16 protein-coding genes are annotated in these 15659 nt (G+C 67.9%); 5 read left to right on the top strand and 11 right to left on the bottom strand.

Going from position 1 to position 15659, the window contains the following annotated elements; all coding sequences use genetic code 11:
* Positions 1-67: 67 nt before the first annotated feature.
* The 3 genes from BLW75_RS25120 to BLW75_RS25110 are packed head-to-tail and all read left to right on the top strand — an operon-like array spanning position 68 to position 2324.
* Positions 68-424: a YciI family protein gene (locus BLW75_RS25120; protein WP_034314202.1), complete on the top strand. Its 357-nt coding sequence runs from the start codon at positions 68-70 to the stop codon at positions 422-424.
* A gap of 7 nt (positions 425-431) precedes the next feature.
* The gene (locus BLW75_RS25115; RefSeq protein WP_034314204.1) at positions 432-1643 is read left to right on the top strand and encodes an RNA polymerase sigma factor; all 1212 of its coding nucleotides are present in this window, start codon (positions 432-434) and stop codon (positions 1641-1643) included.
* Between the two features lie 60 nt (positions 1644-1703).
* The gene (locus BLW75_RS25110) at positions 1704-2324 is read left to right on the top strand and encodes a hypothetical protein (RefSeq protein ID WP_034314205.1); all 621 of its coding nucleotides are present in this window, start codon (positions 1704-1706) and stop codon (positions 2322-2324) included.
* A gap of 1 nt (position 2325) precedes the next feature.
* Here the strand turns inward: BLW75_RS25110 and mctP are convergent, their stop codons facing one another.
* A complete protein-coding gene (gene mctP / locus BLW75_RS25105; protein ID WP_034314208.1) occupies positions 2326-3969 on the bottom strand; it encodes a monocarboxylate uptake permease MctP in 1644 nt (547 codons plus the stop codon).
* Positions 3966-4244 carry a DUF3311 domain-containing protein gene (locus BLW75_RS25100; RefSeq protein ID WP_034314210.1) on the bottom strand — a complete coding sequence of 93 codons (279 nt, stop codon included), beginning with the start codon at positions 4242-4244 and terminating at the stop codon, positions 3966-3968. Before BLW75_RS25100 ends, mctP begins: the two co-directional genes overlap by 4 nt.
* Before the next feature lie 203 nt (positions 4245-4447).
* Here BLW75_RS25100 and BLW75_RS25095 point away from each other — a divergent pair, with 203 nt between their 5' ends.
* Both BLW75_RS25095 and BLW75_RS25090 read left to right on the top strand, forming a co-directional pair.
* Positions 4448-6064 (top strand): alpha/beta hydrolase, encoded by a 1617-nt coding sequence (locus tag BLW75_RS25095; protein WP_034314212.1) that lies wholly within the window; start codon positions 4448-4450, stop codon positions 6062-6064.
* A 203-nt stretch (positions 6065-6267) separates the two neighbouring features.
* A complete protein-coding gene (locus tag BLW75_RS25090) occupies positions 6268-6543 on the top strand; it encodes a helix-turn-helix domain-containing protein (RefSeq protein WP_034314214.1) in 276 nt (91 codons plus the stop codon).
* Here BLW75_RS25090 and BLW75_RS25085 read toward each other — a convergent pair.
* The 9 genes from BLW75_RS25085 to grpE all read right to left on the bottom strand — a co-directional run bounded on the left by BLW75_RS25085 (position 6540) and on the right by grpE (position 15646).
* Positions 6540-7115 (bottom strand): EndoU domain-containing protein, encoded by a 576-nt coding sequence (locus BLW75_RS25085; protein WP_034314216.1) that lies wholly within the window; start codon positions 7113-7115, stop codon positions 6540-6542. The two genes, BLW75_RS25090 and BLW75_RS25085, sit on opposite strands and share 4 nt — an antisense overlap.
* A gap of 76 nt (positions 7116-7191) precedes the next feature.
* Entirely contained in the window at positions 7192-8439 is a 1248-nt protein-coding gene (locus BLW75_RS25080; RefSeq protein WP_034314217.1) for a DUF6297 family protein, read from the bottom strand.
* Entirely contained in the window at positions 8433-9038 is a 606-nt protein-coding gene (locus tag BLW75_RS25075) for an ABC transporter ATP-binding protein (protein WP_034314220.1), read from the bottom strand. Before BLW75_RS25075 ends, BLW75_RS25080 begins: the two co-directional genes overlap by 7 nt.
* Positions 9035-9907: an LLM class F420-dependent oxidoreductase gene (locus tag BLW75_RS25070; protein ID WP_034314222.1), complete on the bottom strand. Its 873-nt coding sequence runs from the start codon at positions 9905-9907 to the stop codon at positions 9035-9037. Before BLW75_RS25070 ends, BLW75_RS25075 begins: the two co-directional genes overlap by 4 nt.
* 85 nt (positions 9908-9992) lie before the next feature.
* Positions 9993-11816, bottom strand: coding sequence for a phosphoenolpyruvate carboxykinase (GTP) (locus BLW75_RS25065; RefSeq protein ID WP_034314224.1), 1824 nt, complete (start codon positions 11814-11816; stop codon positions 9993-9995).
* Between the two features lie 407 nt (positions 11817-12223).
* Positions 12224-12943 carry a DUF6802 family protein gene (locus BLW75_RS25060; protein WP_034314227.1) on the bottom strand — a complete coding sequence of 240 codons (720 nt, stop codon included), beginning with the start codon at positions 12941-12943 and terminating at the stop codon, positions 12224-12226.
* Positions 12944-13053: 110 nt separating this feature from the next.
* Positions 13054-13326, bottom strand: coding sequence for a hypothetical protein (locus BLW75_RS25055; protein ID WP_034314229.1), 273 nt, complete (start codon positions 13324-13326; stop codon positions 13054-13056).
* Entirely contained in the window at positions 13323-15164 is a 1842-nt protein-coding gene (locus BLW75_RS25050; RefSeq protein ID WP_034314232.1) for a dynamin family protein, read from the bottom strand. The genes BLW75_RS25055 and BLW75_RS25050 overlap by 4 nt, the downstream gene beginning before the upstream one ends.
* Positions 15161-15646, bottom strand: coding sequence for a nucleotide exchange factor GrpE (gene grpE, locus BLW75_RS25045; RefSeq protein ID WP_034314234.1), 486 nt, complete (start codon positions 15644-15646; stop codon positions 15161-15163). The genes BLW75_RS25050 and grpE overlap by 4 nt, the downstream gene beginning before the upstream one ends.
* Positions 15647-15659 lie beyond the last annotated feature (13 nt).

The raw sequence follows: 15659 nt of genomic DNA, 5'->3' as shown, positions 1-15659 counted from the left end.
TTCCGCACGATGTCGATTCGCGGAGCGCTCGTTCGTCTAGGGGCCATCGATTCCCAAGGAGGACGACATGCCCCACTACATCGGATTCATCCGCTCCACGACGGACTCGCACGACCACCTCGGCCCCGACGAAGCGCAACGCGTGCTCGAGAGCTACATCGCCTGGGCTGACGAACGCACCAAGGAGGGCCGCTTCGTCGGCGGCGGCGGGCTGTCGAAGAGCGGCCGGGTGCTGCGCGGTTCCGGCGGCGAGGTCGGCGCGACCGACGGACCGCACACCGAGGCCACCGAGATCGTCGGCGGCTACCAGGTGATCGAAGCCGCGGATCTCGATCAGGCGGAGAAGATCTTCGCGACGCATCCGCATCTGGCGTTCGGGCCGATCGAGGTGCGCAAGGTCGGCGAACGCGGTTGTGAGGACTGATGCCGTCATGAGCCGCCCGGCCGGCGTGGTGGAGCATCTGTTCCGGCACAGTGCCGGGCGGATCGTCGCCACGCTGGCCAGGGCGCTCGGCCCCGAACGGCTGGACCTGGCCGAAGAGGCCGTCGCCGACGCGCTGGAACAGGCGCTGCGCACCTGGCCCCAGGCCGGAATCCCGGATAACCCGCGGGGCTGGTTGTTCCGTGCCGCACAAAACCGGGCGATGGACGTCGTCCGGCGCGAACAGACCCTGCGCACCCTGCTCCCGCGGCTCGTGGAACTCGACGCCCACGAAGCCGGCCGGGGGACGGACGACGAACTCGTGTTGATGCTGCTGTGCTGTCATCCCGCACTGCCGACGGTCTCGCAGGTGGCGCTGACGTTGAAGACCGTCGGCGGACTAGGGGTGAACGAGATCGCGGCGGCTTTGCTGACGAAACCGGCGACCGTGGCGCAGCGGCTGGTGCGGGCGAAGAAGTGGTTGCGGGAGTCGGGGAAGCCGCTTTCCCTGCCGGGGCCCGACGCACTGGAGTCCAGAGTGGACAGTGTGCTGGCCGTGCTCTATCTGCTTTTCACCGAGGGCTACGACGCGACGACCGGAGAGGTCGCGGTGCGCGGCGAACTGTGCGGGGAGGCGATCCGGCTGGGGCGGCTGCTGCTGGCCGAGCCGAAGACGGATCTGCCGAGGGTGCGGGCGCTGGTCGCGCTGATGCTGCTGCAGGGGAGCAGGCTGCCCGCACGGGTGGACCGGGACGGTGACCTGCTTCTGCTCGACGAACAGGACCGCGACCGCTGGGACCAGGCGATGATCGCCGAGGGGACGCGGCTGTTCGAGCGGGCGTGCACCGGGCCGGAGATGTCGGCTTACCACGTCGAGGCGGCGATCGCGCTGTGCCACGGCACGGCTTCGCCGCCGGACTGGCGCCGGATCGTCGGCCTGTACGACGATCTGCTGGCGCTGCGGCCATCACCGGTGGCACGGTTGAACCGCGCGATCGCGCTTTCGATGGTGGACGGCGCCGTCGCCGGGATCGCCGAACTCGAAGCCATCGAGGCCGATCTGCCGGACTACACGCTGCTCCCCGCCGTCCTCGGCGCCCTGTGGCTGCGGGCCGGCGACCCCGTGCGCGCCGCGGAGCACTACCGGCGTGCGCTCGCGCTGCCCTGCTCGGAACCGCGACGCCGCTTCCTCACCCGGCGCCTGACGGCCTGCGCGAGGTGATGCGAAAGGAAGCGACGTCGAAGACATCCGCGGTTCACGCGGGCAGGGTTATCTGGGGGAGTGAACTGGACGGCGTACGTCGACGGCTACTGCGAACGCCTCGTCCCCGGCCTTGGGGGCGAGCCGCTCAACAGCCTCAGCAATCTCGCGTTCCTGATCGCGGCGATCGCGGTCTGGCGGCAGCCGAAGGGCCGCGTGTTCGGCGTCCTCATCGGACTGGTGTTCCTCGGCAGCACGGCGTTCCACCTGCTCGCCACCCGCTGGTCCGCGGCGGCCGACACCGGCTTCATCCTGGTGTTCGTCCTGTATTACGCCGCCGTGTTCCCGCGAGTCTTCTTCGGCGTCCGCCGACGGCTGGCCTGGCTCGGTATCCCCGTGTTCCTCGCCTTCACCGCCGTCGTCGCGTCACTGGGCGGCGGGCTGTACCTCTCGGCGCTGATCGGGCTCGTGATCTTCGCGGTCATCCTCCGGGGTGAAGATCGCCGCAGGTTCGCCGTGGCTGCCGGCGTCTTCGGGGTGTCCCTGTCGTTCCGCACGGCCGACCACACGGTCTGCGGGAACTTCCCCGCCGGGACGCATTTCCTCTGGCACCTGCTGAACGGGCTCGTGCTCTATCTCGCCGCGAACGCCGCGACGAAAAGGGCCGCGTCCCGGCAGGACGCGGCCCCTTCTCAAAGCTGACTCAGTGGACGCCGATTTCCCGGAGATCCTTGTCGTGCTCGTCGGCGTGGTAGTCCGCGGCCTCGGTGTCGTCCGTGCCGTTGAAGACCTTCAGCTGCCGCGCGATCACCGTGAAGATCACGGCGATCAGCAGGTTCGCGATCAGCGCCACGAACCCGACGTAGATCTGCAGCTGCGAGCCGCTGAGCGGGTGCCAGCCGAAGATCGACAGATCGCCGAGCTTCAGCGCCGAGCCACCGAAGTGCGCCTTGCCGGTCGCCGGGTTGGGGATGTTGTAGAGCATGATCAGGCCCCAGCCGATGCCGACCACCCAGCCGGCGATCAGGCCCCAGCGGTGGAACCACCGCGTGTAGAGCGAGATCGCGACCGCGGGCAGCGTCTGCAGGATCAGCACACCGCCGATGAGCTGCAGGTCGATCGAGAACTGCGGGTCGATGAACAGGATGAACGCCACCGCGCCGAACTTCACGATCAGCGAAGCGAGCTTGGCCTGCTTCGCTTCCTCGCCCGGCGTCGCGTTCTTCTTGATGTACTCCTTGTAGATGTTGCGGGTCCACAGGTTGGCCGCCGCGATCGACATGATCGCCGCGGGCACCAGCGCGCCGATGCCGATCGCGGCGAACGCGATCCCGGCGAACCACGACGAGAACTGCGTGTCGAACAGCACCGGGACGACGGTGTTCGTGTCGGGCTTGCCGGTCGCGTTGTTGGTGATCGGCGAGACCGACGCGCTGATCGCGACGTAGCCGAGCAGCGCCAGCAGACCCAGCACCAGCGAGTACGCGGGGAGCGCGACCATGTTCCGCTTGATCACGCTGCGGCCGCGCGAGGCGAGCACGCTGGTGAGCGAGTGCGGGTACAGGAACAGCGCGAGCGCCGAACCGAGCGCCAGCGTTGCGTACTGCAACTGGTTGTTGGCGTTGAGCAGGATGCCGTCCGCCTGCGAGGGCGACTTGTCGAACTTCGCGTCGGCCGCGTCGAAGATCGCCGACCAGCCGCCGAGCTTCGAGGGCAGGTAGATGATCGCGACGATGATCACGAGGTAGATCAGGATGTCCTTGACGAACGCGATCAGCGCGGGCGCGCGAAGACCCGACTGGTAGGTGTAGACCGCAAGAATGATGAAGGCGACCAGCAGCGGCAGGTGACCGACGATGCCGGAGCCGTTGATGCCCATGGTCCGCAGCACCGCTTCGAGGCCGACGAGCTGCAGCGCGATGTACGGCATCGTCGCGATGATGCCGGTGATCGCGATCAGCAGCGCCAGCGTCGGCGAACCGAACCGGCCGCGGACGAAGTCGGCGGGCGTCACGTAACCGCGGACGCGCGAAACCGACCACATGCGCAGCGCCGGCATCAACACGATCGGGTAGACGATGATCGTGTACGGCAGCGCGAACAGACCCATCGCACCGGCGCTGAACATCAGCGCGGGGACGGCCACGAACGTGTAGGCCGTGTAGAGGTCACCGCCGAGCAGGAACCAGGTGATCCACGAGCCGAACTTGCGACCGCCGAGCCCCCATTCGTCCAGGTGGTCGAGGGTGTTGCCGGCCTTCCAGCGCGACGCGACGAAGCCGAGCACGGTGACCACCGCGAAGAGGATCGTGAAGATGATCAGCTCTGGCCATTGGATGTTGGTCACTTGGCGTCCCCCTCATCGAGCTCGTCCACGGACAGCCGGTCGGGACGCTCACTGGTCGGCTTGTCCTTGGTCATCACGAAGACGATCCAGGTGCACAGGACACCGACCGCCACGAACACGAATTGGAACCAGTAGAAGAACGGCATCCCGAACAGCCGGGGACCGTCCGTATTGAACAAGGACGTGATCAGCACCAGCAACGGGATGATCAACAGGAGGTTCCAGGGGCTGAACTGAAAGCCCCTCACCTTCCCGTCTGCCTTACCTGACGCCATCGGACCTCACCTAACGTTCCCGTACCCCCGGATGGTCCCGATGACCCTAGAACCTCTCCCCCGCCCGGGTCACGCGTGCCCGATATCGATTTGATCAGCGACGCCTCATACGACGAAGGGCGGTTGCCGTCGGAGTCCCCGCCGGATATCAATAGCCGCAGTCGCGAACAGGAACTTCGCACGCAAGATCAAAGGGGCATCGGATGAAGAAACTCCGCTATGCGGTGGTGATCCCGGCTGTCGCCGGCACCATGCTGGCCGGGTTCACGCCTGCGTTCGCAGGGCCGGAGGCTGCCGGGCAGCAGCCGCTGAACTCCACCAACATTCCGGCGAAGTACGCGGACCAGAAGCTGGACTGGCACAAGTGCACCGCCAGTGAGCTGCCGTCCGCGCCGCCTCCGGGGGCCGAGAACATCGAGTGTGCGACGTACCGTGCGCCGCGTAACTGGTACAAGACGAACGAGAACATCGACCTGACGATCGCCGTCAGCCGCCTCGCCGCCACCAGCGGCAAGGCGACGGCCAGCGTCATCACGAACCCGGGTGGCCCCGGCGCTCCGGGCCGTAACTTCCCGGCTCGCCTGCGTAACCAGACGAAGCTGCGCGCGAACCAGGAGATCATCGGTCTCGACCCGCGCGGCACCGGCAAGAGCACGAACATCACCTGCGGCAACGCGATCGGCACCGGCTCGGACCTCGACCCGCGCGACCGCAGCCGGGCGAACCTCAACCTGATCCTGGACGCCACCAAGTACGCGGCGGACTCCTGCCAGGTGAAGTCCGGCGAACTGGGCCCGCTCATCAACACCGCGCAGACCATCCGCGACATCGACCTGCTGCGTGTCCTGCTGGGCCGCGACAAGATCAACTGGGTCGGCTACTCGGCGGGCACCTGGATGGGCGCGCACTACGCGCAGCAGTTCCCCACCCGGACCGGCCGCTTCCTGCTCGACTCCGCGACCGAGTTCACCACCACCTGGCAGAACTCGTTCGACTGGCAGCCGCTCGGCTTCGAGCGCCGCTGGCGTCAGGACTTCCTGCCGTGGATCGGCAAGTACGACAAGGTCTACGGCTTCGGCAAGACCGGTGAAGCCGCGCGCCAGACCTACGAGAAGGTCCGCTTCGCGCTGACCCAGAACCCCGTCGAGGTGGACGGCGTCCCCGTTTCGGCCAATGCCCTCGACTCCACCATCGCGTCGTACCTCTACTCGAAGCGCAACTTCACCGCGCTGGCCGACTACCTGGTCAACCTGAAGACGCTGACCGAGGGCACCTCGACGCAGCAGCAGAAGGCCTCGGCCGCGCAGAAGGTCAAGGCGGAGACGGTGGACGGTGACGGCGTCATCGGCCCGCAGCCGCTGTTCGTCCCGACCGACGGCGACTCCTACAACGCCAGCTTCTGGTCCATCCCCTGCAACGAGGGCCCGTGGTACGGCAACCGGAACAGCGTGATCCGGCAGTCGCAGAAGCTGATCGACCGGGATCTGCCGCTGCTGGGCGCGGGCTGGCTGATCCAGCCGTGCATCTTCTGGAAGAACAAGCCGGTCGACCTGCCGAGGCTCGACGGCCGCGGTGTCCCGCCGGTGCTGATCGTCCAGTCGGTGAACGACCCGGCGACCCCGCTCGAGGGTGCGACCCGTGCGCACCGCGCGTTCGCCGGCTCGCGGATGATCACCGTGACCGGTGAGGGTGATCACGGCATCTACGCCGGCGGCAACGCGGGTGTGGACAAGGTCGTGGAGGACTACCTCGTCGACGGCAAGGTGCCGAACGACCAGAGCCTCCCCGGACTCCCACTTCCGGTGCCCGCGGGCGCCTGAAGCCACTAGGGATTGTGGCCCCGTCGAGTTTCGGCTCGGCGGGGCCCTTTCTTTGGGGTTGTCCACGACCTGTGCACAGAGTTGTCCACAGGCTGGGGGTAACTCGGTGGGGACAACTCGGAACTCGCGTGCTTGAAGGCGTAACTCGCGTGATCGGAGGCGTAACTCGGGAATCCGGCTGGACCGGTATTAGTATTGGCACCATGGTGCGAGTGCCGTTGACGGACGAGGAACGCGAACGCGGCGAGCGGCTGGGGCTGGCGCTCCGGGACGCGCGCGCGGCGTCTTCGCGGAGCATGGTCGAGGTCGCGGCGGAGGCCGGGATCTCGGTCGAGACGCTCCGGAAGATCGAGACCGGGCGGATCCCGACGCCCGCCTTCTTCACCGTGATGGCGATCGCGGACGCCATCGGGCTGCCGCTGGACGCGCTGCGGGCGGCCGCCGAGGGCGGCGGCGAACAAGTCGCCGAAGCGAGTTAGGGACGCAGGACGGCCAGGGCGTGTGCCCGGTCGTTCAGGTAGAGGAAGCCTTCGATGGGCAGGTCGAAGCTGTTCAGCAGGCTTTCCAGCGTGGCGTATTCGTCCACGCCCAGCCGCAGGTTCTCGTTCAGCGCGTGCGCGACGAGGACATCGGCCAGTTCCTCCCACTCGCCCGACCAGTGCAAGGTGCGGTAGAACGCCAGGACGTCCGGTGCGATGCGGTCGGCGATCTGTTCGAGCAGGCTGTCGCCGAAGAAACTGATCCGGCCGGCGGCAAGGTCGGCGACGGTCGGGTTCGCCGGGTCCGCGGCGGTGTCGGGATTGCGGACCACTCCGGGGCCCGCCACCGGATAGCCCGTCTTGACGTGGCCGTTGTCCTCGACCAGCACGATCAGGTGCACGCCGTACCGTTCGCCGGCGCACCGCCAGCGGCCGTTGTGCAGTCTGACGCGGGGTTCGCTCGGATCGTTCGCGACATCCTTGATCACCGCGATGATCTGCTCGTCGGTCCAGCCCGCGGGGAACTCGCTGGTCGCCCGCCGCCCCTTTCCCGGTGCGTGCCCGCCGCCCACTCGTGCTCCTTTCGTCGCATCGAGGGTAACCCGCGTTCGGAGTATTCGAATGATCCGAACGCGGGAACGGGTGAGCTCAGGCGATCACGCCGAGCAAGACGGCACCGACGACGAGCACGTCGACTCCCCGCAGGGCCTGGAATCCGGCGGCCCCACCGCTGACGTCGTAATTCATCGGCGGCCGGGTCGCCGTCCGCGCGGCGGCGACGACGGCGAGCGGGACCGCGAGCCACACCGGCCAGCCCGGGACCACCCCGAGTGTCAGCGTCACCAGGCCGAGCAGGATCCCCCAGACGAGGCCGAGCAGCGCGATCACCAGGCCGTTGACCAGCCGTAACTCCCAGTCGGACGCACCGAGCCACCGCCTGCGGCCCGGGTTGCGCCACAGTTCGCCGAGCCCGCCGACGAACGGCACGAGCGCCGCGTACGCGCCGATCGCGAACAACGGCGCGGCCGGGATGGCCGGAAAGACCAGGTGCGCGACGCCGACCAGGCACGCGATCACCACTCCGGCCGCCGCGTAGCGCATGCGGCCCAGCACCCCGGCCCACGCGAGCCGCAGCGTCGTCGGCCGCCGCAGCGACAGCCACGGCACCGGCTTCGATTCCGGGATCAGCAGCATGGGGTCCATGAAGACCGCGGCCATCGCCCGCAGGAGCCGCGCGTTCCAGCCGTCGACGAGTTCCTGGCGCCCGACCCCGGACATCGGCTCGCCGCCGAAGGCCACCGCGACCGCCACCACGAACAGCGCGCCTGCCAGCACCTCGACGGCGATCGGGCCCCATCCCGCGGCGGGGAACGCCAGACCGGTCATGGCGAGCACGACCGGCGCGAGCGTTTCCCCGCGGATCGCCGTCCGTCGCGCGGTGACCGCGGCCAGGATCGCCCCGGAGGCGGTCAACGCCGACATCGCGATCCACACGTCCTTCGAGCCGCCGCCGATCGCGGTGACCAGCGCCCCGGTGTAGCCGACCACCACGACCAGGCCGAACCAGAGCGTCCACATCCGTTTGACGACGACACGGCGCCTGTCGACCCGGGCGAAGTCCATCCAGGTCAGCGCCGCCGGTTCGGCCCAGACGAAACCGCGGCGCAGCAGGCCGCGCCAGAACATCGCGCACAGCACGATCAGCAGCCCGAACACCGCCGGGAAGTCCACAACGGACTGTCCAAAGAGGAAATCCCGGAGTTTCGGCAGGTTCTGGAACGCGGTGAACAGCGCGCCGGAACCGAACAGTGCCAGGAAGGTCTGGTAGTCACCGTTGAACAGGCCGCCGAATCGCTGTCGTCCCGGGACGTGCGTGGGCGCCTTCGTGGTCACCACAACTCGAGGGTGGAGTCGGCCGCTTCGAGCAGCGGGGGATGGTGCGTGGCCACGACGACGGCCGCCCCGGCGTCGGTCGAACGCTTGATCAACGACGTCAGCCATTCCTTCCCCGCGGCGTCGAGCGCCCGCTCGGGCTCGTCGAGCAGCAGGACGTCGTGCGGGCGCGCGGTCGCGCCGAGGAGCAGCAGACGACGGCGTTGCCCGGCCGAGAACTTGCCCGCGGTGACCTTCGCGCGTTCCGAAAGGCCCGCGTCCGCCAGAAGCGCGTCGAAATCGCCGAGATCGGTACCGAACGAGCCCTCCAGCAGTTCGAGATGCTGCAACGGGGTCAGTTCGGCGAAGAAATCGGAATCGTCGAACAGCACGGAAACCTTGCGGCGGAAGGAAACGTCGCGTTCGTCCGGCTTGCCGCCCGCGACGACGACACGGCCCCGCTGCGGAGTCTGCGTTCCGTAGAGGCACCGCAGCAGGGTCGATTTCCCGACCCCGTTGGGGCCGACGATGACGGCGCATTCACCCGCCTCGACTTCGAAGTCGAGGCCGTCGAACAGCCAGTGCTCCCCGGCCTGGACACCGAGCCCGCGTACGTCGATCATTTGTCGTGCACCGATTCGATCACCGGCGCGAGCGCGTCCATGTTGTGCTCCAGCACGGTGAAGTAGGTGAAACCGAACCGCTCGCGATGCGCCAGGATCTGTTCGGCGATCTGCTCGTGGGTGCCGACGAGGGCCGTCGGAAGTTCGGCGAGCTGGTCGACGGTGAGCTTGCCGTCGAGCAGCTCTCGCAGGCTCTCCAGACCCTTTCGGCGATCTTCGACCACGGCAACGAAATGGGAGAGGATATTGAATTCGACAGCGCGGCCGTTCAGTTTTCCGCGGGCGAAGCTCACCCGCTCTTCGATTCCGGCCGCGTCGTCGACGGCGAGCGCACCGCCGTCGGGAACGGCCGCCGTGCCGGTGAATCCGATGATGTCGGCGTGTTCGGCGGCGAGCGTGAGCAGCCTGTCGCCACGTCCGGCGATCATCAGCGGCGGCCCCGGCTTCTGCACGGTCGGCGGTTTGTGGTTTACGTCGGCATAGAGCCTTTTGAGCACTTCGATGGTGTTTTCGAGATGATCGACGCGCTTTCCGGCGCGCGGGAACTCCATACCCGCCGCTTCGAATTCGGCTTTCACGTAACCGGCCCCCAGGCCGAGCTCCAGCCTGCCCTCGGTGAACTGGTCCGTGCCGGTGACGTCGCGGGCCAGCAGTACCGGATTGTAGAAGGCGGTGTTGATGACGAAGGTGTTGAGCCGAGGGCGGCTCGTCACCTCGGCGGCGAGCACGAGGGCCGGGAACGGCGGCGCCATGCCGAGATGGTCGGCCGCGCCGATCACGTCGAATCCGAGGTCCTCGGCCTTGCGGCACTTCTCGACCCACGCCGCACGGGTCTCGGGGACGACCATGTTGACGCCGAACTTGACCATGCGGCCACGGTACCGAGCGCGAAAGAAGAAGGCCTCATCCTCGGGAATGACTCCGAGGATGAGGCCTTCTCCGCCGTTCAGGCGATCAGCCGAGGCGCTGCTTCAGCGCGTCCAGCTCGTCACGCAGAGAAGCCGGGACCTTGTCACCGATCTTCTCGAACCACTCCTCGATGAGCGGCAGTTCCTGGCGCCACTCCTCGGCGGAGACGTCGAGCGCGGCCTGGATGTCGGCCAGCGGCTCCTTGAGGCCCTCGGTGTCGAGGTCCTCGGCGTTCGGCACGAAACCGACCGGGGTCTCGTTCGCGTTGCCCTTGCCCTCGACGCGGTCGATGACCCACTTCAGGATCCGCGAGTTCTCGCCGAAGCCCGGCCACAGGAAACGGCCGTCGTCGCCACGGCGGAACCAGTTGACGTAGAAGATCTTCGGCAGCTTGTTCGCGTCGGCGTTCTTGCCGAGGTCCAGCCAGTGCTTGAAGTAGTCACCGGCGTGGTAGCCGAGGAACGGCAGCATGGCCATCGGGTCGCGGCGCACGTTGCCGACCGCGCCGGCGGCGGCCGCGGTGGTCTCCGACGACATGGTGGCGCCCATGAACACGCCGTGCTGCCAGTCGCGGGCCTCGTTCACCAGCGGGACCGTGGTCTTGCGGCGGCCGCCGAACAGGATCGCCGAGATCGGCACGCCCTGCGGGTCGTCCCACTCGGGCGCGAGGATGGGGCACTGCGACATCGGCGTGCAGTAGCGCGAGTTCGGGTGCGCGGCCTTCTCTTCCGACTCCGGCGTCCAGTCCTGCTTCTTCCAGGAGGTGGCGTGCGCGGGCTTCTCGCCCATGCCCTCCCACCAGACGTCGCCGTCGTCGGTGAGCGCGACGTTCGTGTAGACCGTGTTGCCCTTTTCGATGGTGCGCATCGCGTTGGGGTTGGTGTGCCAGTCGGTGCCCGGGGCGACGCCGAAGAAACCGAACTCCGGGTTCACCGCGTACAGGCGGCCGTCCTCGCCGAACCGCATCCACGCGATGTCGTCACCGAGGGTCTCGGCGCGCCAGCCGGGGATGGTCGGCTGCAGCATCGCGAGGTTGGTCTTGCCGCAGGCGCTCGGGAACGCCGCCGCGACGTAGTGGACCTTGTCCTCGGGCGAGATCAGCTTGAGGATCAGCATGTGCTCGGCCAGCCAGCCCTCGTCGCGGGCGATGACCGAGCCGATGCGCAGCGAGTAGCACTTCTTGCCCAGCAGCGAGTTTCCGCCGTAGCCGGAGCCGTAGCTCCAGATCTCGCGGGTCTCGGGGAAGTGCGAGATGTACTTGGTGGTGTTGCACGGCCACGAGACGTCTTCCTGGCCCGGCTCCAGCGGCGCGCCGACGGAGTGCAGGGCGGGGACGAACTCGCGCTCGGTGCCGTCCTCGGTGACGAACTTGTCCAGCGCGGCCTTGCCGGCGCGGGTCATCACGCGCATGGAGGCGACGACGTAGGCGAAGTCGGTGATCTCGATGCCGAGCTTGGGGTCCTCGGCTCCGAGGGGGCCCATGCAGAAGGGGATCACGTACATCGTGCGACCGCGCATGCATCCGCGGTACAGCTCGGTCATCGTGGCCTTCATCTCGGCCGGGTCCATCCAGTTGTTGGTGGGACCGGCGTCGGCTTCGTTCTCCGAACAGATGAAGGTGCGCTCTTCGACACGGGCGACGTCATTCGGGTCGGAAGCCGCCCAGTACGAGTTGGGCTTCGCGTCGAGCTGCACGAACGTGCCGGCGGAGACCAGCTCGGCGTTGATGCGCGCGGCCTCTTCGTCGGACCCGTCGACCCACACCACGCGGTCCGGAGTGGTCAGTTCGGCGACCTCCCGGACCCAGGACAGCACGCCACTGTGCGTCGTCGGCGCATTTTCCAGTCCAGGGATGGCGACTGCGGTCATCTCTACTCCTGACTTCCGACGGCAGAAGCCCACACCGGGAACGACGCTGTTCCGATGCGGGCTTCGATGCCGGCGACCGAATGGCTTCGCACACCGGCGGGAAAGCCGGTGTGCAGGTTTTGGGATTCCCCGAGAGTAGCCGGATGACCGGCAGGTAACCGAGAGCTGACCTGTCGGTTCTCTCACAAGAACGATAAGGGAATCGATTCAGTATCACCGGAATGGGCCATACGCAGAAATTCTTCCGGTGATCGATGGCACAGGCGCGAGGCGCGCGGAGGACGAATCGGACACGAGAAAGCCCGGTACGAGGTGCCGTACCGGGCTGTTCTGTGACCAGGATTACAGGAATAGGGGCTTCGAATTGGCCTGGACCATTCTGGTATTGGTCCAGGCCATTTGAGGAATCAGTTAGGACTGATCCACTGCCCGGTGGCGGAATCGATCTTCGCCACTCCTTCGAGTGTTTCGGTGCCCGCGCCACCCCACGCCGCGTCGCCCGCCGGGTCCCCTTCGGTCGCCGGGACGCTCGCGAAGGCCGCGCCGATGTCGTTGTTGACCACCCCGCTGCCGACCTCGGTCCACTGGCCGGGCCCGGTGTGCTCGTAGGTCTTGGAGTTGCCGGAAGCGTCGGTCTCCACCGCGATGTCGGCGCTGCCGTCGCCGTCCTTGTCGGTGAAGGCGATCGTGCGGCCATCCTCCGTCTGGATGACGGCGGTATCGGGGGTCCCGTCACCGTCCGTGTCGATGGTGGGCGGGCCGACCTCGACGTCACCACTGGGCATGTCGGCGTGCATGGTGCCGCTGGTGCCCGCGTCGGAACCGTCGTCGTTGCCGCCGCCACCGGCCTCGACCCAGGCGCCGGAGGCCTCGTCGTAGACGGCCTCCTGGACGACCTTGCCGTTCGCGTCGAGCACCGCGTACTGGTCGGCCTCGCCGTCGCCGTCGGTGTCGACGAACGCCTGGCCGGTGCCGTCCTCGTGCTGGATGACCGCGGCGTCGTTGACGCCGTCCTTATCGAGGTCGTAGTTGAGCTCGGCCTGGTACTCCTCGCCGTCAACGTGGACGGTGACCGCTTCGGTGGAACCCGACTCGGTGTCCGTGCCGCCGCTCTCGTCGACCCACATGGGATAACCCCCTCGTTGACCTGCTGGTGTGTCGAAGCTTATGACTCACCGTAGGCCGGTTCGGTTCCGGTCCACAACAGGACCACCCGCCCGAGCCGCCGAGAGCGGGATCAGTTCGTCAGGTGGTCGATCGCCGGAGCGATCACCACGCCGACGAGGAAGATCACGCCGACGATGAGGATCACCACCGCCACGATGGCTAGGAGCACCCGCAGGATCAGCTTCTTGCGGCCCTTCGGGTCACGGGCCATTTCGCTCAGCCGCTGGAGCTTCGCGGGCAACCCCTTCTGGGGCGGCAGCGGCGGGAACGGGTTCTGCGCTGGACCCGGCTGCGGGAACTGCTGTCCGTACGGCGGCTGCTGCGGCTGCTGAGGAAAGGTCACGCCTGATTGTCGCGCAGTGACCGAATGCGACCGAGCAGTGCCTCGGCGCGGTCTCGGCCGTCCGAGACGTCCTTCAGGCGCTTCGCGACGACCGAGATCTTCTTCGCCCGTTCCTGCGCGCCCATCTTGATCGTCTTGTCGACTTCCTTCAGCTCCGCCTCGATCGCGTCGATGCGGCGGCCGAGGGCTTCGTCGAGCGCCATCGACAGCTGTTGTTCGGCCTCGATCAGCTGCTCCGCGACGAGCTGGTCGAGCGTGGACCGCGCGTCGGCGATCGCCTCGACCAGCCACTGCTTCATATGCTGCTTGTCCGACGCGTGTTTGCGGGTCCGCGCCATCCACCAGCCGGCGCCGAGGCCGATGATGATCGTGGCGGGCAGGATCACCGGGTTCAGGATCGCGACCCCCGCCAGCGGAAGCGCGGCGACCTTCCCGGCGCCGAGACCGCCGGAAACCCCCATGAAGATGAGCAGTTTGTCCTCGGCCGTCGGCGGTTTCTTGTCCGGCGGCCGCAGCACGACCGGCGGGCCGCCCGCCCTGGCGAACTGGCCGCGGATGATTTCGAGCTCTTCGGGGGAGAACAGCTCCGAAAGCGCGACGTTGGTGACCTGGTTGAGCCGCTGGGAGAGCAGCATCGAGATCCGCTGCGACGTCGTCTGCAACGCGATGTCGACCTGCTGGGGCAGCGCGGCGAGAGCGTCCCGTTTCGCGCCGTCGATCAGCTGACGGAAATGCGTCGACGCGTCGCGCATCTGCCTGCTGGTCTCGTGCCCGACCTCGACGCGCGTCCGCTGGATCTCCGCGCGCAGTTTCAGCTGCCAGCCCCGCGTCGAAGACCGGCGTTCGGTGGTCAGGTCGTCACGGCGCTGGCGGAGCTGTTCGGCCTCGGCCTCACCGGCGGACAGCGCCCGGCTTTCCGCCTGAAGCTTCGCCTTGAGTTCGCCGAGCGCGCTCGACAGCGCGCGCAGAGTGTTGGCCTCGCCCAGCATCGCCGAGCGGCCGACCAGCATCTCCTGCAACGCGCCCTGCAGCGCGGCGATCCCGGCCTTCTCGCGCAGCATCGTGGCCATCTGCTCGTTCGGGGCCTTGGCCGCCGTCTCGAACATGCGCGCGGAAACCGGGTGGAACACCGCGTCGGCGAACCGGGGGGCGTGCTCGGCGAGCAGCCGCCGGTCGGCTTCGAGGACCTCGCGCCAGCCGCGGAACTGGTCGGTCTTGGTGAGCGCGAACAGCACGGTCTCGACACGTTCGCCCATGTCGTGCAGGAAGTGCAGCTCCTGCGCGGTGAACGGCGACGACGAGTCCACGACGAACAGCAGCGCGGTGGCGCCGGCGGCGGCCTCCTTCGCCAGTTCACCGTGCATCGAATCGAGCCCGCCGACTCCCGGAGTGTCCACAATAGACACTCGGTCGAGCAGCGGGACCGGACCCGAGACCTCGACGTAACGCGGCGGGATCTGTCCTTCCGGCAGTTCGTGCGCGGCCGAAACCCAGTGGATCAGCTCGTTGAGGTTGATCGGCACCGGCGCCAGCTGGCCCGGATAGCAGGCCTGCGCGGACCACTGCTCGCCGTGCTCGAAGACGAGGTAGGTCGCCGTGGCCACGTCGGCGTCCACAGGGGACAGTCCCGGCATGGACAGGAGCGCGTTCACCAGCGAGCTCTTGCCGCGGTTGGTCTCACCGACCACCACGACCGACGGCTTCTTCGGCCGCGCCTTCCGGATTTCCTCGACCCATTTCGCGGCCTGAGGATCGGCTTCGCGGACGACGGTGAGCAGTTGTTCGCGCGTGCTCTTCACGACCGCCGGAAGGTTGGCCGCCGCGCTCGGAGCCGTCACTGGGCCTTCTTCGCGTAGACGATGACGATCGGCGCGCGCAGGACCCGCTCGTGATCGGCGAAACCGACCACCTCGGTCTCCGCGACGAGCCCTTCGAGCGCCGGGTCCTCGGTCGCGACCGCGCCGCCCGCCTCGTGCACGGCGGGGTCGAACCGCTCGCCGTCCGGGCGCAGGGCACGGACGCCGATCCCGGCGAGACCGTGTTCGAGCCGCTCGACGACGCCGCCGCTGCGGGCACGATCGAGGGCGTACAGGCACAGCTGGATCAGCGCCTGCCTGTCGGCGAGAGCCTGTTCGAGGTCGGCCGGACCCGTGGTCGTGGACTCCACATCGGTCTTCGACGCGGCATCGACGGCCTCGGTTCCCTCGGACGGCGAAGTCTCCCCGTCCGCTTCGGCGATGATCGCCGCGGAGATCTGACCGGTCGGCACGTCGTCCGGATTCACGTCTTCGACCGCCTTCTTGCGCAGCCAGGCACCCACCCGAATCGACCCC

Source organism: Amycolatopsis lurida, assembly GCF_900105055.1.
Classification (GTDB): Bacteria; Actinomycetota; Actinomycetes; order Mycobacteriales; family Pseudonocardiaceae; genus Amycolatopsis; species Amycolatopsis lurida.
The sequence above is the reverse complement of the archived record's forward strand: the minus strand, read 5'-3'. Positions and strand labels throughout refer to the sequence as shown.